The organism is Rhodococcus sp. M8 (assembly GCF_015654185.1).
GTDB classification, from domain to species: domain Bacteria; phylum Actinomycetota; class Actinomycetes; order Mycobacteriales; family Mycobacteriaceae; genus Rhodococcus; species Rhodococcus aetherivorans.
This window is the reverse complement of the sequence record NZ_CP064065.1, coordinates 624,224-646,229: the sequence shown is the minus strand read 5'-3', so window position 1 is coordinate 646,229 and position 22,006 is coordinate 624,224. Positions and strand designations below refer to the sequence as shown.

The 22,006-nt window shown below is 72.2% G+C and carries 21 protein-coding genes; 9 read left to right on the top strand and 12 right to left on the bottom strand.

Translation table 11 applies throughout. The features are described 5' to 3' along the window. Positions 1–63: 63 nt before the first annotated feature. On the bottom strand, positions 64–405 hold the full coding sequence (locus tag ISO16_RS02980; RefSeq protein ID WP_029543642.1) for a hypothetical protein: 342 nt from the start codon (positions 403–405) through the stop codon (positions 64–66). A 22-nt stretch (positions 406–427) separates the two neighbouring features. Between ISO16_RS02980 and ISO16_RS02975 the strand changes: the two genes are divergently transcribed. After that, a complete protein-coding gene (locus ISO16_RS02975; protein ID WP_072635236.1) occupies positions 428–1,393 on the top strand; it encodes a quinone oxidoreductase family protein in 966 nt (321 codons plus the stop codon). An 87-nt stretch (positions 1,394–1,480) separates the two neighbouring features. Here the strand turns inward: ISO16_RS02975 and ISO16_RS02970 are convergent, their stop codons facing one another. Continuing rightward, positions 1,481–2,458, bottom strand: coding sequence for a heme o synthase (locus ISO16_RS02970; RefSeq protein ID WP_072635235.1), 978 nt, complete (start codon positions 2,456–2,458; stop codon positions 1,481–1,483). A 184-nt stretch (positions 2,459–2,642) separates the two neighbouring features. On the opposite strand from ISO16_RS02970, the gene tkt reads away from it, so the two are divergent. From tkt to pgl, 5 genes are read left to right on the top strand one after another with little or no spacing between them, the layout of a single operon-like run. Beyond that, positions 2,643–4,745: a transketolase gene (gene tkt / locus ISO16_RS02965; RefSeq protein WP_072635234.1), complete on the top strand. Its 2,103-nt coding sequence runs from the start codon at positions 2,643–2,645 to the stop codon at positions 4,743–4,745. A 5-nt stretch (positions 4,746–4,750) separates the two neighbouring features. Next, complete coding sequence (gene tal, locus ISO16_RS02960; RefSeq protein WP_072635320.1) at positions 4,751–5,887, top strand: transaldolase; 1,137 nt, start codon at positions 4,751–4,753, stop codon at positions 5,885–5,887. A gap of 4 nt (positions 5,888–5,891) precedes the next feature. After that, positions 5,892–7,433 carry a glucose-6-phosphate dehydrogenase gene (zwf, locus tag ISO16_RS02955; RefSeq protein ID WP_072635233.1) on the top strand — a complete coding sequence of 514 codons (1,542 nt, stop codon included), beginning with the start codon at positions 5,892–5,894 and terminating at the stop codon, positions 7,431–7,433. Continuing rightward, positions 7,430–8,338 carry a glucose-6-phosphate dehydrogenase assembly protein OpcA gene (gene opcA, locus ISO16_RS02950; RefSeq protein ID WP_373566476.1) on the top strand — a complete coding sequence of 303 codons (909 nt, stop codon included), beginning with the start codon at positions 7,430–7,432 and terminating at the stop codon, positions 8,336–8,338. The genes zwf and opcA overlap by 4 nt, the downstream gene beginning before the upstream one ends. Then, complete coding sequence (gene pgl, locus ISO16_RS02945) at positions 8,331–9,098, top strand: 6-phosphogluconolactonase (protein ID WP_029543632.1); 768 nt, start codon at positions 8,331–8,333, stop codon at positions 9,096–9,098. The genes opcA and pgl overlap by 8 nt, the downstream gene beginning before the upstream one ends. A gap of 3 nt (positions 9,099–9,101) precedes the next feature. Here the strand turns inward: pgl and ISO16_RS02940 are convergent, their stop codons facing one another. After that, positions 9,102–9,263 carry a hypothetical protein gene (locus ISO16_RS02940; protein ID WP_155951779.1) on the bottom strand — a complete coding sequence of 54 codons (162 nt, stop codon included), beginning with the start codon at positions 9,261–9,263 and terminating at the stop codon, positions 9,102–9,104. A 150-nt stretch (positions 9,264–9,413) separates the two neighbouring features. Between ISO16_RS02940 and ISO16_RS02935 the strand changes: the two genes are divergently transcribed. The 3 genes from ISO16_RS02935 to ISO16_RS02925 all read left to right on the top strand — a co-directional run bounded on the left by ISO16_RS02935 (position 9,414) and on the right by ISO16_RS02925 (position 12,139). Then, entirely contained in the window at positions 9,414–9,902 is a 489-nt protein-coding gene (locus tag ISO16_RS02935; protein WP_050035217.1) for an SRPBCC domain-containing protein, read from the top strand. An 11-nt stretch (positions 9,903–9,913) separates the two neighbouring features. Then, positions 9,914–10,108: a hypothetical protein gene (locus tag ISO16_RS02930; protein WP_006936588.1), complete on the top strand. Its 195-nt coding sequence runs from the start codon at positions 9,914–9,916 to the stop codon at positions 10,106–10,108. 144 nt (positions 10,109–10,252) lie between these two features. Continuing rightward, complete coding sequence (locus tag ISO16_RS02925) at positions 10,253–12,139, top strand: alkyl/aryl-sulfatase (RefSeq protein WP_072635232.1); 1,887 nt, start codon at positions 10,253–10,255, stop codon at positions 12,137–12,139. A gap of 37 nt (positions 12,140–12,176) precedes the next feature. Here ISO16_RS02925 and ISO16_RS02920 read toward each other — a convergent pair whose 3' ends face one another. The 9 genes from ISO16_RS02920 to rapZ all read right to left on the bottom strand — a co-directional run bounded on the left by ISO16_RS02920 (position 12,177) and on the right by rapZ (position 21,935). Then, a complete protein-coding gene (locus tag ISO16_RS02920; protein WP_006936582.1) occupies positions 12,177–12,587 on the bottom strand; it encodes a nuclear transport factor 2 family protein in 411 nt (136 codons plus the stop codon). Between the two features lie 94 nt (positions 12,588–12,681). Next, a complete protein-coding gene (gene ppc / locus ISO16_RS02915) occupies positions 12,682–15,453 on the bottom strand; it encodes a phosphoenolpyruvate carboxylase (protein WP_050035215.1) in 2,772 nt (923 codons plus the stop codon). A gap of 70 nt (positions 15,454–15,523) precedes the next feature. Further along, a complete protein-coding gene (secG, locus tag ISO16_RS02910) occupies positions 15,524–15,757 on the bottom strand; it encodes a preprotein translocase subunit SecG (protein WP_003939471.1) in 234 nt (77 codons plus the stop codon). 72 nt (positions 15,758–15,829) lie between these two features. Beyond that, the gene (gene tpiA, locus ISO16_RS02905; protein ID WP_006937696.1) at positions 15,830–16,612 is read right to left on the bottom strand and encodes a triose-phosphate isomerase; all 783 of its coding nucleotides are present in this window, start codon (positions 16,610–16,612) and stop codon (positions 15,830–15,832) included. A 1-nt stretch (position 16,613) separates the two neighbouring features. Further along, positions 16,614–17,825: a phosphoglycerate kinase gene (locus ISO16_RS02900; RefSeq protein WP_006937693.1), complete on the bottom strand. Its 1,212-nt coding sequence runs from the start codon at positions 17,823–17,825 to the stop codon at positions 16,614–16,616. Between the two features lie 20 nt (positions 17,826–17,845). After that, a complete protein-coding gene (gap, locus tag ISO16_RS02895) occupies positions 17,846–18,865 on the bottom strand; it encodes a type I glyceraldehyde-3-phosphate dehydrogenase (RefSeq protein WP_006937692.1) in 1,020 nt (339 codons plus the stop codon). A gap of 177 nt (positions 18,866–19,042) precedes the next feature. Further along, positions 19,043–20,020: a DNA-binding protein WhiA gene (gene whiA / locus ISO16_RS02890; RefSeq protein ID WP_170914087.1), complete on the bottom strand. Its 978-nt coding sequence runs from the start codon at positions 20,018–20,020 to the stop codon at positions 19,043–19,045. Beyond that, positions 20,017–21,084 carry a gluconeogenesis factor YvcK family protein gene (locus ISO16_RS02885; RefSeq protein ID WP_072635231.1) on the bottom strand — a complete coding sequence of 356 codons (1,068 nt, stop codon included), beginning with the start codon at positions 21,082–21,084 and terminating at the stop codon, positions 20,017–20,019. The genes whiA and ISO16_RS02885 overlap by 4 nt, the downstream gene beginning before the upstream one ends. Then, complete coding sequence (gene rapZ / locus ISO16_RS02880; protein WP_170914089.1) at positions 21,081–21,935, bottom strand: RNase adapter RapZ; 855 nt, start codon at positions 21,933–21,935, stop codon at positions 21,081–21,083. The genes ISO16_RS02885 and rapZ overlap by 4 nt, the downstream gene beginning before the upstream one ends. Positions 21,936–22,006 lie beyond the last annotated feature (71 nt).

The window sequence follows — 22,006 nt, the reverse complement described above, 5'->3', positions numbered from 1 at the left end:
ACGGCGAAACGGCTCCGGGGGCCGCCCGTGACGGGCGGCCCCCGGAGCCGTTTCGAGGATCGGTCAGCGCTCGTTGCGCGCCCGCGGGAACCGGGTCTGGTTGGCCACCCAGCCGGCCATCTTCTTCCAGTGGCCCTGCTGCGGGGTCGCGATGCTGGTCACCTCCCGGTCCCACTCCGAGACGGTGACGTCCGGCAACGCCTCGACCACGGCGTGCGCGGTGGCGAGATCCCGCACCACCCGGTCGCCGAGCACCCCGTCCTCGGCGACGAGGGTGATGCGCACCGCGCCCCGCGCGACCGGCTGCAGCACCGCCTTGGCGGAGCCGCCATGCGCGGCGACGAAGCTGCGGAAGGACTTCACGATGTCGGCCGGTGCGGCCACGACCTGAGTATCGGCGCTCATGCCTGCAGAATACTGTGAACGCATGCGCGCAATCGAAGTGGCACGGTTCGGCGGCCCCGAGGTGCTCACCCTCGTCGACCTCCCGGCTCCCGAGCCCGGCCCAGGTCAGCTGCTGGTACGGACCGACGCCGTGGGCATCAACTTCATCGACACCTACTTCCGCACCGGGCTGTACCCGCGGGAGCTGCCGTACGTCCCCGGGACCGAGGGCACCGGCCGCGTCGTCGCGGTGGGTGAGGGCGTGGCCGACGTGGGGGTCGGCGACCGGGTGAGCTGGGCGTCGGCCGACGGTTCCTACGCCGAGCAGGTGCTCGTGCCGGCGGCGGTGGCCGTACCGGTGCCCGACCCCGTTCCCGCCGAGCAGGCCGCGTCGGCGCTGCTCCAGGGCATGACCGCGCACTACCTGCTGAATTCGACGTATCCGGCGCAGCCCGGCGAGACGGTGCTGGTGCACGCGGGCGCCGGCGGCGTGGGCCTGCTGCTCACCCAGCTCGCCGCCGCGAAGGACGTGCGGGTGATCACGACCGTCTCCACCGACGAGAAGGAGACCCTGTCGCGGGAGGCGGGCGCGGCCGACGTGCTGCGCTACACCGACGACCTCGCCGAGCGGGTCCGTGACCTCACCGGCGGGGAGGGCGTCGCGGCCGTCTACGACGGGGTCGGCGCCGCCACGTTCGAGTCGTCGCTCGCATCGCTGCGCATCCGCGGCACGCTGGCGCTGTTCGGCGCCGCCAGCGGCCCGGTGCCGCCGTTCGACCTGCAGCGACTCAACCCGGCCGGCTCGCTGTACGTCACCCGCCCCACCCTCGCGCACCACGTGCGAACGCGCGAGGAGCTGATGTGGCGGGCGGGCGACGTGTTCGCCGCCGTCGCCGACGGCACCCTGACCGTCCGTGTCGGCGCCCGGTACCCGCTGGCGCAGGCGGAGCAGGCACACCGGGACCTCGAGGCCCGCCGCACGACCGGCTCGATTGTGCTGGTCCCCTGAGGCCCGCCCCGAGCGAATGTATCGTTCCGTCGCTCAGCGGCAGCGGACGATACATTCGCTCGGCCCCGGCGCGGACGCGGACGCGGATCAGAAGAACGAGGCGATGGTGCGCAGGTCGAGCACCGAGTCCACGGCCAGGCCCAGGCACACCAGGGCGAGGTAGTTGTTGGACTGCAGGAACAGCTTGAGCGGCTTGACCGCCGCTCCGCCCCGGACGCTGCGGTACAGCTGGTGCGCGACGAGCAGGAACCACGCGCCCGCGGCGACGGTCACCACCGCGTACACCAGGCCGGCGGCCGGCACGAGCACCAGCGTCGCCAGGACGGTCGCCCACGTGTAGAGCAGGATCTGCTTGGTGACGTGCTGCTCGCTCGCGATCACGGGCAGCATGGGCACGCCGGCGGCCTTGTAGTCCTCCTTGTAGCGCATCGCCAGGGCCCACGTGTGCGGCGGCGTCCAGAAGAAGATCACCAGGAACAGCACGATCGGTTCCCAGCTCAGCGAGCCGGTGACCGCGGCCCAGCCGACCATCACCGGCATGCACCCGGCGGCCCCGCCCCACACCACGTTCTGCCAGGTCCTGCGCTTGAGGACCATCGTGTAGACCAGCACGTAGAAGGCGATCGTGGCAACGACGAGCAGGCCGGCGAGCAGGTTCGCCCGCCACCACAGCCACAGGAACGACACGACGCCGAGCACCATGCCGAACACGAACGCGTGCCGGGTCGGGACGGCCTGCCGGGCCAGCGGCCGCAGCGCCGTCCGTTTCATCACCTTGTCGATGTCGGCGTCGACGACACAGTTCAGCGCATTCGCGCTGGCCGCGCCCATCCACCCGCCGAACAGGGTGCTCAGGATGAGCACCAGGTCGACCTCGCCGCGGTCGGCGAAGAGCATCGCCGGGATGGTCGCCACCAGCAGCAGCTCGATCACACGCGGCTTGGTCAGCGCGATATAGGCGAGCACCGTGCCCGAAACGCGTCCCCACACCGTGTCGGGGCGAGGCGCCCGGGGTGTCTCGGGGGCGCCGAAGCCGTGTCCTCCCGGCCGTTGCCCTGTCCGCACCCTGTCTCCTTGCACCACGCGATTACGCACCTTCGCTCGCCGTCGCCCTACTACGAACGATGGTAGACGTCGCGCAGGCCCGGACCGAATCGACCCGCAAAGCGCAGCACATTACTCTGGAGGGGCGCTCGAGGCTTTCGCGCCCGCACGCTCCCCGTATACCCATGTCAGGAGACTTCTGCTCGTGTCGATCACAGACGAGATCCGCTCTCTCACCCAGGCAGTGCACCCCGCCGACTGGACCGACCTCGACACCAAGGCCGTCGACACCGCCCGCGTGCTCGCCGCCGACGCGGTCCAGAAGGTGGGTAACGGACACCCCGGCACGGCGATGAGCCTGGCCCCGGTGGCCTACACGCTGTTCCAGAGTGTGATGCGGCACGACCCGACCGACCCGCACTGGGTGGGGCGGGACCGGTTCGTGCTCTCGTGCGGGCACTCGAGCCTGACCCTCTACATCCAGCTGTACCTGTCGGGCTACGGGCTCGAGCTCGCCGACCTCGAGGCGCTGCGCACGTGGGGTTCGAGGACCCCCGGCCACCCCGAGTTCGGGCACACCGCGGGGGTGGAGATGACCACCGGCCCGCTCGGGCAGGGCCTGGCCTCCGCCGTGGGCATGGCGATGGCGGCGCGCCGCGAACGCGGCCTGTTCGACCCGGACGCGGCGACCGGCGCGAGCCCGTTCGACCACCACGTCTACGTCCTCGCCTCCGACGGCGACATCGAGGAGGGCGTGACGTCGGAGGCCTCGTCCCTCGCGGGCGTGCAGCAGCTCGGCAACCTGATCGTCTTCTACGACGACAACAAGATCTCCATCGAGCACGACACGGCGATCGCGCTCGGTGAGGACGTCGCCAAGCGCTACGAGGCGTACGGCTGGCACGTGCAGACCGTCGAGGGCGGCGAGAACGTCACCGCGATCCTCGACGCCGTCGAGGCCGCCAAGGCCGTCACCGACAAGCCGTCGCTCGTCGTGCTGCGCACCATCATCGGCTACCCGGCGCCGACCAAGATGAACACCGGCGACGTGCACGGCGCCGCCCTCGGCGCCGACGAGGTCGCCGCCGTCAAGACCGCCCTCGGCTTCGACCCCGCCAAGCACTTCGACGTCGACCCGGCCGTGATCGAGCACACCCGCGCCGTCGTCGAGCGCGGCGCGGCGGCCCGCACCGCATGGCAGGCCGAGTTCGACGCGTGGGCGGGCCGGGAGCCGCAGCGCAAGGAGCTGTTCGACCGGTTGCAGTCCGGGGAGTTCCCGGCCGGCTGGACCGAGGTGCTGCCCACCTACGAGCCGGCCGCCAAGGGCCCGGCCACCCGCAAGGCGTCCGGCAGCGCCCTCGCCGCGCTCGGTCCGGTGCTGCCCGAGCTGTGGGGCGGTTCGGCGGACCTGGCGGGCTCGAACAACACCACGATCCCCGGCTCGGATTCGTTCGGCCCGGTGTCGATCTCCACGAAGGACTGGAACGCCCAGCCGTACGGGCGGACGCTGCACTTCGGCGTGCGCGAGCACGCGATGGGTTCGATCCTCAACGGCATCGCCCTGCACGGCCCGACCCGCCCCTACGGCGGCACCTTCCTGGTGTTCAGCGACTACATGCGTCCCGCGGTGCGGCTCGCCGCGCTCATGCAGACCCCGGCGATCTACGTGTGGACCCACGACTCGATCGGCCTCGGCGAGGACGGCCCGACGCACCAGCCGGTCGAGCACCTCACGGCGCTGCGCGCCATCCCCAACCTGGCCGTGATCCGCCCCGGCGACGCGAACGAGACCTCGTTCGCGTGGGCCGCCGCGCTGGAGAACAAGACCGGCCCGACCGCCCTGGCCCTGACCCGCCAGGACGTGCCGGTGCTGGAGGGCACCCGCGAGAAGGCCGCCGAGGGCCTGGCCCGCGGCGCGTACGTGCTGGCCGAGGCGTCGAGCGGCACCCCGGAGGTGGTGCTGCTCGGCACCGGCTCGGAGTTGCAGCTCGCCGTCGCGGCCCGCGAGGTCCTCGAGGCCGACGGCGTCCCCACCCGCGTGGTGTCGGTGCCGGTCCTCGACTGGTTCCTCGAGCAGGACCAGGCGTACCGCGACGCGGTGCTGCCGCCGGCGGTGCGTGCCCGCGTCTCCGTCGAGGCCGGCCTGGCGATGCCGTGGTACCGCCTGCTCGGCGACGCCGGTGAGGCCGTTTCGCTCGAGCACTTCGGCGCCTCCGCCGACCACAAGACCCTGTTCCGCGAGTTCGGCATCACCGCCGAGGCCGTCGTCGACGCCGCCCGCCGCTCGCTGACCCGAGTGAAGGGATGATCCCGATGACCCAGCAGGTAACCCAGAACGAGAACCTCGCCCAGCTCTCGGCCGCCGGTGTGTCCGTGTGGCTCGACGACCTCTCCCGGGACCGCATCGAGTCCGGCAACCTTGCCGAGCTGATCGCCACCCGCAGCGTGGTGGGCGTGACCACCAACCCGTCGATCTTCCAGGCCGCGCTCAGCAAGGGTCACGTCTACGACGCCCAGGTCCGTGAGCTCGCCCTGGCCGGCGCCGACGTGGACACCACCATCCGCACCGTCACCACCGACGACGTGCGCGCCGCGTGCGACGTCCTGGCCCCGGTGTTCGAGGCCACCGGCGGCGTCGACGGCCGCGTCTCCATCGAGGTCGACCCGCGGCTGGCGCATTCCACCGACGCGACCGTGCAGCAGGCGATCGAGCTGTGGCGCATCGTGGACCGCCCCAACCTGCTCATCAAGATCCCCGCGACGGTGGCCGGCCTGCCCGCCATCGCCCGCGTGATCGGCGAGGGCATCAGCGTGAACGTGACGCTGATCTTCTCGGTCGAGCGCTACGAGCGGGTCATCGAGGCCTACCTCGACGGCCTGACCGCCGCCAAGTCGGCCGGCCACGACCTGTCGACGATCCACTCGGTGGCCTCGTTCTTCGTCTCCCGCGTCGACACCGAGATCGACGCGCGGCTCGAGGCCATCGGCACCCCCGAGGCCCTCGCGCTGCGCGGTAAGGCCGGCGTCGCCAACGCCCGCCTGGCGTACGCGGCGTACCGCCGGGCGTTCGAGTCGGGTGCCCGGTTCGAGCAGCTCGCCGCCGCCGGGGCGCGGCCGCAGCGCGCTCTGTGGGCGTCGACCGGGGTGAAGAACCCGGAGTACTCGGACACCCTGTACGTCACCGAGCTGGTCGCCCCGCACACGGTCAACACCATGCCGGAGAAGACCCTCGAGGCCGTCGCCGACCACGGCGAGGTCACCGGCGACACGGTCACCGGCACCGAGAAGGCCGCCGCGAACGTGTTCTCCGCGCTGTCGACGATCGGGGTGAACCTGCCCGAGGTGTTCCGCAAGCTCGAGGACGAGGGCGTCGAGAAGTTCGAGGTGTCCTGGAACGAGCTGCTCGCCGCCACCTCCGACCAGCTGATCGCGCACGGCGCGAAGAGCTGACGCGGTGCGCGAACCCGAGACGGCGGCGTGGGTCAACCCACTCCGGGACGAGCGCGATCGGCGGCTGCCCCGGATCGCCGGGCCGTGCGCCCTGGTGATCTTCGGGGTCACCGGTGACCTGGCCCGCCGCAAGCTGATGCCGGCGGTGTACGACCTGGCCAACCGCGGCCTGCTGCCGCCCGGGTTCGCGCTCGTCGGCTTCGCCCGGCGGGACTGGGCGGACGAGGACTTCGGCCGGGTCGTCCACGACGCGGTGAAGGCCAACTCGCGCACCAAATTCCGCGAGGAGGTGTGGAACCGCCTGGCCGAGGGCATTCGCTTCGTGCAGGGCAGCTTCGACGACGACGCCGCGTTCGCCGAACTCGCGTCGACGCTCGCCGAACTGGACAAGGCCCGCGGCACGGGCGGCAACCACGCCTTCTACCTCTCCATCCCGCCGAATGCGTTCCCGGTGGTGTCGGCGCAGCTGAAGCAGTCCGGGCTCGCGATCGCGCGGGAGGGCACGTGGAGCCGCGTGATCATCGAGAAGCCGTTCGGCCACGACCTGACGAGCGCCCGGGAGCTGAACCGGCTGGTCGCCGAGGTATTCCCCGAGGAGGCGGTGTTCCGCATCGACCACTACCTCGGCAAGGAGACGGTGCAGAACATCCTGGCGTTGCGGTTCGCGAACCAACTGTTCGACCCGCTGTGGAACGCGCACTACGTCGACCATGTCCAGATCACGATGGCCGAGGACATCGGCCTCGGCGGCCGCGCCGGCTATTACGACGGCATCGGCGCCGCCCGGGACGTGATCCAGAACCACCTGTTGCAGCTGCTCGCGTTCATCGCCATGGAGGAACCGATCAGCTTCGACCCGGCGGAGTTGCGGGCGGAGAAGATCAAGGTGCTCTCCGCGACCAGGCTCGCCGAGCCCCTCGACGAGACCACCGCCCGCGGCCAGTACATCGCGGGCTGGCAGAACGGCGGTCAGGTCGTCGGCCTGCACGAGGAGCAGGGCTTCGCGGCCGACTCGACCACCGAGACGTACGCGGCGATCACGTGCGAGATCGACACCCGCCGCTGGGCCGGAGTGCCGTTCTACCTGCGCACCGGCAAGCGCCTGGGCCGGCGCGTCACCGAGATCGCGATCGTGTTCAAGCGGGCCCCGCACCTGCCGTTCGATCAGACGATGACCACCGAGCTCGGCCAGAACGCACTCGTGATCCGGGTGCAGCCGGACGAGGGGGTCACCCTCCGCTTCGGCTCCAAGGTGCCCGGGTCGGGCATGGAGGTCCGCGACGTCAACATGGACTTCAGCTACGGTCAGGCGTTCACCGAGTCCTCCCCCGAGGCGTACGAGCGGCTCATCCTCGATGTGCTGCTCGGCGTGCCGTCCCTCTTCCCCGTCGACGACGAGGTCGAGCTGTCGTGGAAGATCCTCGACCCCGTGCTCGAGCACTGGGCGGCACACGGTAAGCCCGAACCGTACGAGGCCGGCACCTGGGGACCGTCGGCGGCCGACGAGATGCTCCGTCGCTCGGGCCGCGAATGGAGACGCCCGTGAGAATGCAGTTGCGCAACGCGACCGCGATCGACATCAGCAAGCAGCTGGTCCAGCTGCGGCAGACCGGGGGCATCGTCACGCAGGGGCGCGTGCTCACGCTGGTGGTGTGCACCGACGGTCCGCGCGGACTCGAGGCCGCGATCACCGCGGCCATCGGGGCGTCGCGGGAGCATCCGTGCCGTGTGATCGTCGTCGGCCGCGGCCGCGCGGGCGGCGAACCGCGCATGGATGCGGAGATCCGCATCGGCGGCGACGCCGGCGCCTCGGAGGTGCTGATCCTCGCGTTGCACGGCCCGCTCGCCGACCACCAGGAATCGGTGATCGTGCCGTTCCTGCTGCCGGACACCCCGGTGGTGGTGTGGTGGCCGAACACGCCCCCGGAGGTGCCCGCGGCGGATCCGGTGGGCCGGCTCGCCGTGCGTCGCCTGACGGACGCGACGAACTCGTCGCGCCCCATGGCCGAGATCGTCTCCCGGCTGCCCGGCTACACCCCCGGCGACACCGACCTCGCGTGGGGCCGGATCACCTACTGGCGGGCGTTGCTCGTCTCCGCGCTCGACCAGCCGCCGTTCGAGCCGATCGAGTCGGCGCTGGTGTCGGGGCTCGGCAGCGAACCCGCGGTGGATCTGCTCGCGGGCTGGCTCGCGAGCCGGATCGACGGCCCGGTCCAGCGCGCGGTGGGCGATCTGCGGGTCGAACTGCGCACCCGCACCCAGACGATCTCGCTCGAGCGGCCCCAGGACGGGCGTGTCGCGACGTTGCGGCGCACCGGTAAACCCGATTCGCTGATCACGCTCGCACGCCGCGACTCCTCGGAATGCCTCGCCGAGGAACTGCGACGGCTCGACCCCGACGAGGTGTACCACTCGGCCCTGACCGCACTGTCCAAGGTGGAGTATGTCTGACGTGCACGACACTTCCCAGAACGTCCGCGTGCGGCGCTGCGAGACGGGCGACGACGTCGCGCGAGCGGCCGCCGCAGCCTTCGTCGAGGCCGTGGTCGCCGCGCAGCACGCCCGCGGCCGCGCGTCGGTGGTGCTCACCGGGGGCGGCACCGGCATCGCCGTGCTCGATGCGGTCCTGCGTGCCCCCGGTGGGATCGACTGGTCCGCGGTCGACGTGTACTTCGGCGACGAGCGATATCTGCCGCCGGGCGACCCGGAGCGCAACGAGGTCCAGGCGCGCGCGGCGCTGCTCGACCACGTGCCGCTCGATCCGGCGCGGGTGCACGCGATGCCCACCCTCGACGAGGCCGGGGCCGGTTCCCCCGACTCGGCGGCGCGCACGTACGAGGAGGTGCTCGCCGCGAACTCCCCCGACGGCACGACCCCCGAGTTCGACGTGCACCTGCTGGGCATGGGCGGCGAGGGCCACATCAACTCCCTGTTCCCGCACACCGACGCGGTGCGCGAGCAGGACCGCTTCGTCGTCGGCGTCGAGGACTCCCCCAAGCCGCCCGCCGCGCGGGTCACGCTCACCCTTCCCGCGATCCGTCGCGCCCGGCAGGTGTGGCTGCTCGTCACCGGTGCGGCCAAGGCCGAGGCCGTCGCGGCCGCGGTGGGCGGCGCCGCCCCGGTGGACGTCCCGGCGGCCGGGGCGCGGGGCCGCGAGCAGACCGTGTGGTTCCTCGATGCGGAGGCCGCCGCGGCACTGCCCGCCGACTGACCGTCACCGCCACGGTCCGTCCCGGTCGGGCTCGCCCGCCCGTGGATCCGGGGGCCGGCAGCCGTCGGTCACGCCGCAGCGCAGGCGCGCGGTCCAGCTCGGGTTGCGGGTCGTGTGCAGCCCGGTGAGGCGGGCACGGCTGCAGCGCACCGTCCTACGGTCCATGGTGGGGCTCCTCCCCTGTGGTGTTCCCTGCCTCGTTCGACGCCGCGGCCGCCCCGGCGGTTCCCCGCCGAGTCGGTCCGACCCCGAACCCGGCAGGGTGACACCCGGCGGATCACAATGGGGACAGCACTGCGTGGAAAGGAGCGTTCGATGAGCACCCCGACCACCGTCCTCGGCGAGATCCGTCCCGAGCACGGCTGTCCGGACGGGTCCTCGCTCGTGACCCTGCACTACGTGCGCAGTTTCGCGCTGCCGGTGGGCGAGGTGTGGGCGGCGTTGACCGAGTCGGACCGGCTCGAACGCTGGTACGGACGGTGGACGGGCGACCCCACCTCCGGACGGGTGCGGCTGACGATGACCGACGAGCACGACACGGCGACGACGGACGTGCGGATCCTGCGCTGCGATCCACCCCACGAGCTCGGCGTCGACCAGGACGGGTGGCATCTCGAGGTCACCTTGAAGCAGGTCGGTGTCGTCACCACGCTCGAGTTCTCCCACCGGCACGTACCGCGGTCGGAGACCTCGGAGGTCGGTCCTGGCTGGCAGTACTATCTCGACCGGCTCGACGCCGTGCTCGCCGGCCGCGCCCTGCCCCGCTGGGACGGCTACCTCGACCTCGCCGACGAGTACCGCTGAACACCGCACAGGTGCTGGGCCGGCTCGCCGACGCCCTCGGCCACCGCGGAATCCGTCTGTACCCGGCCCGCGACAGCGGGGTGGTCCGCGACGTGCTCGTCGCCGCCGGGGACGAGGCCTTGCTCGCGCACGCGCATCCGACCGTGGAGGCGGCGGGCACCGCTGCCCGCGTCGAACTGGACGAGGCCGACGGTCCGGATCGGTGACTGCGCCCGCGCACGCCGGAGCCGCACGCTCCGTCTGCACGGGTCCGGCCGCCTCGCCGGCGGCGGATTCCCCGATTCCGTGCACCCGCCGCGACGGGCCGACCGTACCCTCGACACAGCCGAGATTCCGAGGAGGGCGGCGTCATGAGCGCAGGCGGTGCCAGCGAGACGACCCGGCGGAACCTGCAGGCCGCGGCGGCCGCGCTGCCCGCGGACGACGGGCAGGATTCCGAGGACGTGACGCGCGGGTTCGTCGGCCGCAGCGAGCAGCGGCGGATCACCGGCGCGGACGGGCGGGTGGTGTGGGACCTCGACGCCTACGCGTTCCTGGACGGGTCCGCGCCGGAGACGGCGCATCCGAGCCTGTGGCGGCAGGGACGGCTGCTCGCCGAGGACGGCCTGTTCGAGGTGGTGCCGGGGATCTACCAGCTGCGTGGATTCGACCTGTCGGTGATGACCGTCGTCGAGGGTGAGGCCGGGGTGATCGTGATCGACCCCCTGATCAGCGCGGAGACCGCCGCGGCTGCCCTGGCCCTGTACCGCGGGTACCGCGGGGACCGACCCGTCTCCGGGATGATCTACACCCACTCCCACGTCGACCACTTCGGCGGTGTCAAGGGTGTGCTCGACCCGGGGCTCGTCGAGGCCGGGACGGTCCCCGTCGTCGCCCCGGCCGGGTTCCTCGAACACGCGGTGGCGGAGAACCTCTTCGCCGGCACGGCGATGTCGCGCCGCTCGGGCTACATGTACGGCGCGGCGCTCGAGAAGGGTCCGGCCGGTCAGATCGGGGCCGGGCTGGGCCAGACCACCTCGGCCGGCACCGTCACGCTCATCGCGCCGACCGTCGACATCACCGCGACCGGGCAGGAACTCACCGTCGACGGGGTGCGGATGGTCTTCCAGCTCACCCCCGGCACCGAGGCCCCGGCCGAGATGAACATCTGGTTCCCCGATCGGCGAGCCCTGTGCGCGGCGGAGAACGCCACCCACACCATGCACAACATCCTCACGCTGCGCGGCGCGGTGGTGCGCGACGCGCACGCCTGGGGCCACTACCTCAACGAGACGATCGGCCTGTGGGGCGACGCGCTCGACGTCGTGTTCGCCTCGCACCACTGGCCGACGTGGGGCCGCGAACGTGCGCTCGAATTCCTGTCCGTGCAGCGCGACATGTACCTGTACCTGCACGATCAGACGCTGCGGATGATGAACCAGGGGCTCGTGGGCGCGGAGATCGCCGAGCGGTTCGAGATGCCCCCGGCCCTGGCGGCCGCGTGGCACACCCACGGCTACTACGGCTCGGTGAGCCACAACGTCAAGGCGATCTACCAGCGGTACATGGGGTGGTACGACGGCAATCCCGCCAATCTGTGGGCCCATCCCCCGGTCGAGGCAGCCCGCCGGTACGTCGACGCCATGGGCGGCGCCGACGCCGCCCTCGCCGTCGCGCGGGACGCCTTCGAGGAGGGCGACTACCGCTGGGTGCTCGAGGTCTGCAAGCATCTGCTGTTCACCGACGACACCGACCAGGCCGCCCGGGCCCTGCAGGCCGACGCGATGGAGCAACTCGCGTACGGCTCCGAGAATGGCACCTGGCGCTGCATCTACCTGGCCGGCGCGAAGGAGCTCCGCGACGGGATCTTCGGCTCGCCCGTGCAGTCCTCGGGCGACTTCCTCGATGCGCTGACCGTCCCGCAGCTCTTCGACAGCCTGGCCGTGCGGGTGGACGGGCCGCGTGCGTGGGACCTGCGGCTCGTGATCTCGTGGATCCTCACCGACCTCGGGATCACGTATCTCACGGAGCTGCGGCACGGCGTGCTCAACCACCGGACCGTCGACGCGCCGCTGCCGGGCAGCACGGTGTTCACCCTCACCCGCCGCACGCTGATCGGTGCGCTCACCGGGCAGCTGGATCCGGCGACGGCCCTCGCGGACGGGACGATCGCGGTGACGGGCGACCCGACGGTGGCGGGCCGGCTCTTCGAGGTGCTCGCACCGGTGGATCCGGACTTCGCGATCGTCACGCCCTGACTCCCGCCGCTGCCGGGACCGCGGCGCGGTCCGGAGGTCAGCCGGGCCTGAGCACGGCGGCGTCGCCGAGGTCGTGGGACACGGTGAAGGTGCGGGAGGTCAGGCGCCAGCCGTCCCGGGTGCGGGTCCACCGATCGTCGTATTCGCCGAAACACTCGTAACTCGCTCCGGCGGCCGGACCCGCGCCCTGATGGTGGACGCGGGCATACGTCAGTGACCGGGCCCGGTCGCCGTCGACCTCGACACGGTGGTTGCCCAGCAGATGCTGCGACGGTCCGCAGCCACCGAGGTGCGCGCGGACCACGGCGACGATGCCGTCGCGGCCCGCGGCACCGTAGCCGGTGGCAGAGTCGGTGAAGGCGGCCCCGAGGGCCTCCCAGTCGCGGCGGTCGAGGGCGGCGGCGAGCTCGGCGAGCCGTTCGATGATCTGTTCGCGGTCGTGTGTCACCTGTCCCGTTGTAGCGGGCTCACGGCCGTGCGGGGCGCCGTCTTCCCGCTGAGCGGGCACGGGGCCCCGGCGTTCGGCCGCTGTCACCCCGCCGCTAGCCGCTGTTGCGCAGCGCGGTCGCGAGCCCGTTCATCGTCAGCTGGATGCCGCGGCGGACCCGGTCGGTGTCCTCGCCCGCGCGGAATCGGCGCAACAGTTCGACCTGCAGGTGGTTCAGCGGCTCGAGGTACGGGAAGCGGTTGTGCACCGATCGGGCCAGCGCCGGGTTGTCCGCGGTCAGGTCGGGGTGACCGGTGATCGCCAGGTAGGTGCGCACGGTGCGGTCGTGTTCGGCGGTGATCTTGTCGAACACCCGGTGCCGCAGATCGGGATCGGGCACCAGCTCGGCGTAGCGCGCCGCGAGACCGAGGTCGGACTTGGCCAGCACCATCGCCATGTTGGACAGCACGGTGCGGAAGAACGGCCAGCGGCGGTACAGGCCGGTGAGGGTGGCCAGACGCTCGTCGTCGCCGCCGATCCAGGTCTCGACGGCGGTGCCGGTGCCGTACCAGCCGGGCAGCATGACCCGGGACTGGGTCCACGCCAGCACCCAGGGGATCGCCCGCAGGTCGGCGATCGACGACGTCGGCTTGCGGGAGGTGGGCCGGCTGCCGATGTTCAGGGCCCCGATCTCCGCGACCGGCGTGGCGGTCCGGAAGTACTCGACGAAGCCGGGGGTCTCGTGTACCAGGTCGCTGTAGGCGGTGCGGGCGAGTTCGGCGAGCTCGTCGAGCACCGCGTACGCCGGGGCGGCGTCGCTGCCGAGTCCCTCGACGTCGAGGAGGGTGGACTCGAGGGTCGCGGCGACGAGTGATTCGAGGTTGCGGCGCGCCAGCTTCGGCTCGGCGTACTTCGCGGCGATCACCTCGCCCTGCTCGGTCAGCCGCAGCGAGCCGGCGACGGCCCCGGGCGGCTGCGCGAGGATCGCGTCGTAGCTCGGGCCACCGCCGCGGCCGACGGTGCCGCCGCGGCCGTGGAACAGGCGCAGCCGGATCCCGGCGGTGCGCGCGGCCTCCACCAGGTCGAGTTCGGCCCGGTACAGCGCCCAGTTCGCGGCGAGGTACCCGCCGTCCTTGTTCGAATCCGAGTAGCCCAGCATGACCTCCTGCACGCCGCCGGCGGCGTCGACGAGGTTGCGGAACTCGGGGACGGCAAGGGCGGCGGTGAGGATCTCGGCGCCGTGCCTCAAATCGTCGATGGTCTCGAACAGCGGGATCACCGCGACCGGGCAGCGCGGTCCCGCGACGTCGTGCTCGACGAGACCGACCTCGTCGAGCAGGATCACGGCCTCGAGCAGATCGGACACCGACCCGCACATGCTGACGATGTAGTGCGGCACCGCCTGGGGTCCAAGGCGCGCGACGGCGTCGGCGGCGGCGCGCAGCACGCCGAGTTCGCGGGTGGTGTCGGCGCCGAGCCGCGCGCCGGGCGCGCTGAGGGGCCGGCGGGTGCGCAACTCCGCGGCGAGCAGGGCGACCTTCTCGTCCTCGGGCAGGGTTGGATAGTCGTCGGTGACGCCCGCCCAGGCGAGCAGTTCGGCGATCACCCGGCCGTGCACCTCGGAGTTCTGCCGCAGGTCGAGGGAGGCGAGGTGGAAGCCGAAGGCCTCGACGGCGCCGCGGACGTGCGCGAGCCGGTCGTCGGCGAGGGCGGCGCCGCCGCCGGCGCGCAGGGCGACGTCGAGGATGTCGAGGTCGGCGAGCAGGTCGGCGGGCGTGTCGTAGCCGGCCAGTGGGCTCGGCAGCGCGTGCGGGGGCGGTTCGTCCAGCAGTCGCGCCGCGGTGGCGGTCAGGCGGCCGCGGATGCCGCGCAGCGCGCGGCGGTACGGTTCGTCGGCGCGCGACGGGGCGTCGTCACCGGAGGCGTCGGCGAGCCGGCCGAGGTCGTCGGTGATGCGGACCAGGCGCGCGGACATCGACAGTTCCCGCTCGAGCTGTTCGAGCTCGGCGAGGTGGTGGCCGAGGGCGGTCGCGGCGGCCCGGTCGGTGGCGCGGTGGACGACCTCGGCGGTCACGTTGGGGTTGCCGTCGCGGTCGCCGCCGATCCAGGTTCCGGTGCGCACCAACGGGTCCGGCAGCAGGGGGACGCCGGGCCAGCGTTCGCGCAGGGCGCGCCGGACCTCGGCGTTGAGGGCCGGGACGACGCGGAACAGGGAGGCGTCGTAGTACCGCAGGCCGACCTCGATCTCGTCCTGGATGCGGAGGCGGGCGAGCCGGATGAGGGCGGTCTGCCACAGGGTGAGGATCTGCCGCCACAGCTGCAGGTCGATGTCGGAATGCTCGTCGGGCTCGGCGCGTTCGCGGCGGCGCATGAGGTCGGTGATGCGGCTCTGCACGTCGAAGACGGTGCGGCGGCGGGTCTCGGTGGGGTGGGCGGTGATCACCGGGGAGACGAGGGCGCCGTCGAGCGCGGCGGCGACCTCGGCGGGGTCGAGTTCGGCGGCATCGAGTTTGCGGTAGGTGGCGGCCAGCGAACTGTCCTGTGCCGGTTCCCCGGCGCGCACGTGCACGGCGCGGCGGCGTTCGCGGTGCAGGTCCTCGGCGAGGTTCGCCAGCAGCGCGAAGTGGCTGAAGGCGCGGATGACGGGGAGGGTGTCGTCGGTGGGGACGTCGGCGAACATCGCCGCGACCTCGGCCCGGTCGATCTCGGAGCGGCGCACCCGGAAGCTCTCGACGCGGGCGCGTTCGACGAGGGCGAAGAGGTGCTCGCCGGCCTGTTCCCGGACGATGCGGCCCAGCATCCCGCCGAGCAGCCGGATGTCCTGGCGCAGGGGCTCGGTGGCGGAGCGGGACCCGGAGGGGTCGGCCGGGCGGGCGGTATCCGTCATCCGGTCAGTATCGCGGCCGACGCACGACGGCGCGACCCGGAATTCCGGGTCGCGCCGTCGTGCGGAGCGATCAGCTGAACTTGATCTGCAGGCCGATGCCGAGGATGGCGATCAGCCAGACGATGCCGGTGAAGACGGTCAGCCGGTCGAGGTTCTTCTCGGCGACACTGGAGCCGGACAGGCTGGACTGGACACCGCCACCGAACAGGGTGGACAGACCGCCGCCCTTACCGCGATGCAGCAGCACGAGCAGGATCAGCAGCAGGCTGGTGGTGATCAGCAGGATGTCGAGGAACAGTGCCATGGCGCCAGACTACAGGGCGCCGTCGCGGCGTCCTTCCGGGCCTCGGGGGATCCGGAAGGGCGCCGCGGGTGCTTACAGCGGGCCGCCCGCGGCGATCGCGGAGAGCTGTGCGAACTCGTCGGCCTTGAGCGAGGCGCCGCCGACGAGACCGCCGTCGATGTCGGGCTGGGCGACGAGCTCGCCCACGTTCTTGGCGTTGACCGAGCCGCCGTAGAGCACGCGGACGGCGTCGGCGACCTCCGGGGAGGCGAGCTCGGCGAGGGTGGCGCGCACCGCGGCGCACACCTCCTGGGCGTCGGCGGCCGAGGCCACCTTGCCGGTGCCGATGGCCCACACCGGCTCGTACGCGACGACGATCTTCGCGATCTCGTCGGACGAGAGCCCGGCGAGGGACCCGCGCAGCTGGGCGACGTTGTGGGACACGTGCCGGCCGGCCTCGCGGACGTCGAGGCCCTCGCCGATGCAGACGATCGGGGTCAGCCCGTGCCGCAGGGCCGCCTTGGTCTTGGCGAGCACGATCTGGTCGGTCTCGCCGTGCAGCGTGCGCCGCTCGGAGTGGCCGACGACGACGTAGGCGCAGCCCAGCTTGGCCAGCATCGCACCGCTGATCTCGCCGGTGTAGGCGCCGGAGTCGTGGGCGGAGACGTCCTGGGCACCGTAGGTGAGCAGCAGCTTGTCGCCCTCGATCAGCGTCTGGACGCTGCGGATGTCCGTGAACGGCGGCAGCACCGTCACGTCCACCTTCTCGAGGTACTTCTCCGGCAGCGCGAAGGCGATCTTCTGCACCAGGGCGATGGCCTCGAGGTGGTTGAGGTTCATCTTCCAGTTGCCGGCGATGAGCGGCTTACGGGTCATCTCAGGCCTCCAGTGCAGCGATGCCGGGCAGTTCCTTGCCCTCGAGGTACTCGAGGGAGGCGCCGCCGCCGGTGGAGATGTGCGAGAACCCGTCCTCGGGCAGGCCGAGCAGGCGCACCGCCGCGGCCGAGTCGCCGCCGCCGACGACGCTGAACGCGCCGGCGCGGGTGGCCTCGACGATCGCCTCGGCGACCCCCTTGGTGCCGGCCGCGAACTTCTCGAACTCGAACACGCCCATCGGGCCGTTCCAGAACACGGTCTTGGCGCCGGTGAGGTACTGGGCGAACCGGGCCACCGACTCGGGTCCGATGTCCAGGCCCATCCAGCCGTCCGGGATCTCGGTGACGGGCACCGTCTCGGCCTCGGCGTCGGCGGCGAACGCGTCGGCGACGACCACGTCCTGCGGGATGTGGATGACGTCGCCGAACCGCTCGAGCAGGCCCTTGCAGGTCTCGGTCATCGACTCCTCGAGCAGCGAGTTGCCCACCGAGATACCTTGCGCCGCAAGGAAGGTGAAGCACATGCCGCCGCCGATGACGAGGGTGTCGACCTTGGGGGCGAGGGCCTCGATCACGGCGAGCTTGTCGGAGACCTTCGAGCCGCCGAGCACCACCGCGTAGGGCCGCTCCGGATCGGCCGTGAGCTTGGCCAGCACCTCGACCTCGGCGGCCACGAGGTTGCCCGCGTAGTGCGGCAGCAGGTTCGCCACGTCGTACACCGACGCCTGCTTGCGGTGCACCACACCGAATCCGTCGGAGACGAACGCGCCGTCCTCGCCGACGAGTTCGACGAGCTCGCGCGCCAGCGCCTGCCGCTCCGCCTCGTCCTTGCTGGTCTCGCGCGGATCGAAACGGATGTTCTCGAGCAGGAGGATGTCGCCGTCGGTCAGGCCCTCCGAGCGGGCCAGCGCGTCCTGTCCGACGACGTCGCCGGCGAGCTGGACGTTGCGGCCGAGCACCTCACCGAGCTTCGCCGCGACCGGGGCGAGGGAGAACTTCGGATCGGGCTCGCCCTTGGGCCGGCCCAGGTGGGCGGTGACGACGACCTTCGCGCCCGCCTCGGCGAGCGCGGCGATCGTCGGGGCGGACGCGACGATGCGGCCGGGGTCGGTGATCGTCGCGCCGTCCAACGGGACGTTGAGGTCCGAGCGCACCAGCACGCCACGACCCTCGACGCCGGCGTCGAGCAGATCCTTCAGGGTCTGAACTGCCACTGTTCGACTGTCCTGTTCGGTCAGAGGGACTTCGAGACCAGGCCGATGAGGTCGACCAGGCGGTTGGAGTAGCCCCACTCGTTGTCGTACCAGGAGACGATCTTGACCTGGTCGTCGATGACCTTGGTCAGGCCGGCGTCGTAGATCGACGAGTGCGGGTCGGTGACGATGTCGGAGGAGACGATCTCGTCCTCGGTGTACTTGAGGATGCCCTTGAGCGGGCCCTCGGCGGCCGCCTTCATCGCCGCGTTGATCTCCTCGATGGAGGCGGGGGTGGCGAGGTTGGCGGTCAGGTCGGTGACCGAGCCGGTCGGGATCGGCACGCGCAGGGCGTAGCCGTCGAGCTTGCCGACCAGCTGCGGCAGGACGAGGCCGATGGCCTTGGCGGCGCCGGTGCCGGTGGGCACGACGTTCAGGGCGGCGGCGCGGGCGCGGCGCAGGTCCTTGTGCGGGCCGTCCTGCAGGTTCTGGTCCTGGGTGTAGGCGTGGACCGTGGTCATCAGGCCCTTGACGATGCCGAAGCTGTCGTCGAGGACCTTGGCGATCGGGCCGAGGCAGTTGGTGGTGCACGAGGCGTTGGAGATGATGTTCTGGCTGCCGTCGTACTTGTCGTCGTTGACGCCCATCACCACGGTGAGGTCCTCACCCTTGGCGGGCGCCGAGATGATCACCTTCTTGGCGCCGGCGTCGAGGTGGCCCTTGGCCTTCGACGCGTCGGTGAAGATGCCCGTCGACTCGACGACGACGTCCACGCCCAGGTCGCCCCACGGCAGCGCGGCCGGGCCTTCCTTGACCTCGAGCGCCTTGATGCGGTGGTCACCGACGACGATGGTGTCCTCACCGTCGAGGCTGACGTCCTGCGGCAGGCGGCCGAGGATCGAGTCGTACTTGAGCAGGTGGGCCAGAGTCGCGTTGTCGGTGAGGTCGTTGACCGCGACGATCTCGATGTCGGTGGTGCCGAGCGCCCTCTGCGCCTCGACAGCCCGGAAGAAGTTACGTCCGATACGACCGAAGCCGTTCACGCCTACCCGGACAGTCACAATTACGCTCCTTTGCCCATCTCTGCTGGTTGTGCCAGTGGTGCCCACCGCGGTGCCGGAGACATCGGCGCCGGTCGGCAGGACTCATCGGTCGATGTGACCCCTACCCTATCTGCGGGGCCGGCGGGGCGCGGCAGGAGGCCCGGGGCGGCGCGGCCGCCGCCCGGGGCCGGCCGGCTAGGCCTCGTCGAGCAGCTCCGGGGTCACCGCGGATTCGGTGTCCGGGATGCCGAGATCCTTGGCCCGGCGGTCCGCCATGGACAGCAGCCGGCGGATGCGTCCGGCGACGGCGTCCTTCGTCATCGGCGGGTCGGCGAGCTGGCCCAGTTCCTCGAGCGACGCCTGCCGGTGCTGCACGCGCAGGGCACCGGCCGCGGCGAGGTGGTCGGGCACGTCGTCGCCGAGGATCGCCAGGGCCCGCTCGACGCGGGCGGCCGCGGCCACCGCGGCGCGCGCGGAGCGGCGCAGGTTGGCGTCGTCGAAGTTGGCGAGCCGGTTGGCGGTGGCGCGGACCTCCCGCCGCATCCGGCGCTCCTCCCAGGTCAGCCGGGTGTCCTGGGCACCCATGTGGGTGAGCAGCGCGCCGATGGCGTCGCCGTCGCGGACGACGACCCGGTCGGCGCCGCGCACCTCGCGGGCCTTGGCGGCGATGCCGAGGCGCCGGGCGGCGCCGACGAGCGCGAGCGCGGCCTCCGGGCCCGGGCAGCTGATCTCGAGGGCGGACGAGCGGCCCGGCTCGGTGAGCGAGCCGTGGGCGAGGAATGCGCCGCGCCACGCCGCCTCGGCGTCGGCGATGCTGCCGCCGACGACCTGCGCGGGCAGGCCGCGGACCGGGCGGCCGCGCACGTCGAGCAGACCGGTCTGGCGGGCCAGGGCCTCGCCCTCCTTGGCGACGCGCACCACGTAGCGCGAGCTCTTGCGCAACCCGCCGGCGCCGAGGACGTGCACCTCCGCGGAGTAGCCGTAGAGCTCGAAGATCTCGCGGCGCAACCGGCGGGCGATCGACCCGAGGTCCACCTCGGCCTCCACGACGACACGGCCCCCGACGATGTGCAGCCCGCCGGCGAAGCGCAGGAGGGCGGACACCTCGGCCTTGCGGCTGCTGGTGCGGGTGACCGCCAGCCGGCTCAGCTCGTCCTTGACCTCCGCTGTCATTGCCACGTGGGGATCTCCCTTCCGTCCCGCTGCGCGAGGTCCCGGGGGCGGGCCGCGTCGGGCAGGTGTTGAGCCAGGACCGCCGCCAGCTTGGCGGGGTCGTGTCGGTGGGTGCCGGTCTCCGCCACGTCGGCGTAGACCACCTGGGCGCCGAATCCGGCGGCGGCCCGGCACAGGTGTTCGCGTTCCCGGCCCTCGGGCACCGATGCGGAGTCGACCACCACGTGGTCGACCCGGAACTCCGGGGCGTGCTGGGCCAGCACGTGCAGGTGCCGCTCGGAGGAGAACCCGGCGGTCTCCCCCGGTTCGGCGGCCAGATTGAGCACCAGCACCTTGCGGGCCGGCGCCGTCACCAGCACCTCGAGCAGGTCGGGGACGAGCACGTGCGGGATGACGCTCGAGAACCACGAGCCGGGCCCGAGCACGACGAGGTCGGCGGCGCCCACCGCGTCGAGCGCGTCGGGACACGCCGGGGGGTCGGCCGGGATCAGCCGCACGCGCCGGACCTTGCCGGGGGTGGTGGCGACGGCGACCTGCCCCCGGATGATGCGGCTGGCCCGCGGATCCGATTCGAGGCCGGACACGTCCGCCTCGATGTCGAGGGCGATCGGCGACATCGGCAGTACCCGGCCGCGCACCTCGAGCAGTTCGGCGACGCGGTCGAGGGCGGCCACGGGATCGCCGAGGACCTCGGTCAGCCCGGCCAGGATGAGATTGCCCACCGAGTGGCCCGCGAGCGCGCCGGTGCCGCCGAACCGGTGCTGCACCGTCTCGGTCCAGGTGTGCACCCCGGGGGTGTCCGCGGCCAGCGCGGCCAGCGCCATGCGCAGGTCGCCGGGCGGGATGACGCCGAGTTCGGCGCGCAGCCGGCCGGAGGAACCGCCGTCGTCGGCGACGGTGACGACGGCGGTGACGCGGTCGCTGAGCCGGCGGACGGCGCTGAGCGTGGCGTAGAGGCCGTGGCCGCCGCCCAGGGCCACGATCGACGGATTCGGCGCGGTGCCCTGCCCGCCGGCCGGGCCGCCGGTCCCGGGCGCCGGGGCCGCGGAACCGGGCCCCGTCATTCGCGCCCCAGATCCCGGTGCGCGACGTGCACCGACAGCGTCGGGTCGGCGTCGAGCCGCGCGGCGAGCGCCTCGCTCATCGCCACGCTGCGGTGCTTGCCACCGGTACAGCCCACCGCGATCGTCATGTAACGCTTCCCCTCCCGGCGGTAACCGGCCGTGGTCAGTTCGAGCAGCCGATGATAGGTCTGCAGGTATTCCTGCGCCCCGTCCCGGCTCAGCACGTAGTCGCGGACGTCGACGTCCTGGCCGGTGTGCGGACGCAGCTCGGGCACCCAGTGCGGGTTGGGCAGGAACCGCACGTCGCACACCACGTCCGCGTCCATCGGCAGACCGTACTTGAATCCGAACGATTCCACGGTGACCCGGATCGAGTCGGCGTCGCCGTCGCCGAACGCGGACTCGATCTTGCGGCGCAGTTCCGGACCGGACAGCGACGACGTGTCGACCACCAGATCGGCGGCGGCCTTGACCGCGGCGAGCTGGGCGCGTTCGGTGGCGATGCCGTCGGTGAGGGTGCGGTCGGCGGCGTCGGCCTGCAGCGGGTGGCTGCGGCGGACCTGCTCGAAACGACGCACGAGGACCTCGTCGGTGGCCTCGAGGAACAGCACGCGGGTGCGCACGGGCCGGGCGGCCAGTTCGGTGACGACCCAGCCGAGGTCGCCGGTGAACAGGCGGCTGCGTACGTCCATGACCACGGCGAGGCGCTGCAGCGGCGGGTCGGCCCGCACCGCGAGATCGACCATCGAGGTGACCAGCTGCGGGGGCAGGTTCTCGGCGACGAACCAGCCGAGATCCTCGAGGGCCGTCGCGGCGGTGCTCAGACCGGCTCCGGACAGGCCCGTGACCAGGGCGACCTCCGCCCGCGGGCGGTGGTCGTCCCGGGGCCGGGGCCGAGGCTGCGCCGTCTCCGCCTCGTGTG